General features: G+C 32.7%; 2 protein-coding genes. One reads left to right on the top strand and one right to left on the bottom strand.

Annotated features, from left to right (window positions below; translation table 11 throughout):
- Window positions 1–49 precede the first annotated feature (49 nt).
- A complete protein-coding gene (locus tag HMPREF9402_RS03620) occupies window positions 50–352 on the bottom strand; it encodes a hypothetical protein (protein ID WP_006785767.1) in 303 nt (100 codons plus the stop codon).
- A gap of 327 nt (window positions 353–679) precedes the next feature.
- Between HMPREF9402_RS03620 and HMPREF9402_RS03625 the strand changes: the two genes are divergently transcribed.
- Window positions 680–1056, top strand: a 377-nt coding sequence (locus HMPREF9402_RS03625; protein ID WP_009606512.1) for an SLC13 family permease, incomplete at its 3' end; no start/stop codon positions are given.

Here is a 1056-nt window from a genome sequence, read left to right on the forward strand (position 1 = left end):
CCATTATCTTCATATCGATAATGGTTTTTTGTTTTGATGAGGACAATGTTTAGTAATATCCCCTTTCACATAATAAAGCATAACAATCATTAACTTCTTCATCCGTGAATAACTCAGAATATTCACTTTTAATAATTGTGGCCTCCATCGTTAAATCAAGGCGTCCCGCTTCAGCTAACTGATTAAAACAGTCTGATGTTCTGCCTTTTCTTAAAATTTCTTGTGCAGTTCTCACAATTCCAAATCGTTCAATGGTTTGGAGAAATCTTGTCATTTTGCAGTCATACTCTTTTTCTGCTACTTCACAGTTTTTGATGACTTCCTGTTGTAGTTTTTTCTCTAATGCTGTCATTTTTACACTCCAGTATTCCTTGTAAATTTGTTCACTTTATTTAGTTTATCATAAAATATCGTCAATGGTTAAATTAAGTTAAGATAGTTGTAGCACTTAAAATCCTCTTATCTAAGAAGTCTGACTTAATTTTTCCTTGTGTCTTTTCAATCCTTTTAGCGTGACCTTAAAAAAACTTTTTTCATCCGTAACTGATCCGACCGTAAGGATTTTTCCTTGAAAATTTATTTATCTGTTACAAAATGAAAATCTAAGACCTATTGCCTTATAACAGTTAATGCTAATTATGGTATAATTAAGGTTTGAAAGAATTTGGAGGGAATAATTTTGAATACACTAAAGAATTGGATTAAAAAAGAAATCGTACTCGTGATTGCTTCCTGTTTAGCACTACTATCCTCTTTTTTTACAGGTTTACACACCTCACATATCGATTTTAATGTTTTAATGTTACTTTTTAACTTGATGATTGTCGTCGCTGCTTTTAAAAAACTCAACGTCTTAGACAAAATTTCAACACTCATCTTAAGTCGTTGTCAAAATACGAAACAACTGACCCTTGGATTAATGTTATTAACCTTCTTCATGGCCATGATCATTACAAATGATGTTGCCTTAATTACCTTTGTGCCGTTAGCGCTCATCTTAGTCAAATCAACACACCTCGACGCGATTAAACTCATCGTTTTATTAACGCTCGCCGC

Source organism: Turicibacter sp. HGF1, from assembly GCF_000191865.1.
In the GTDB taxonomy this organism is placed as follows: Bacteria; Bacillota_I; Bacilli_A; order MOL361; family Turicibacteraceae; genus Turicibacter; species Turicibacter sanguinis.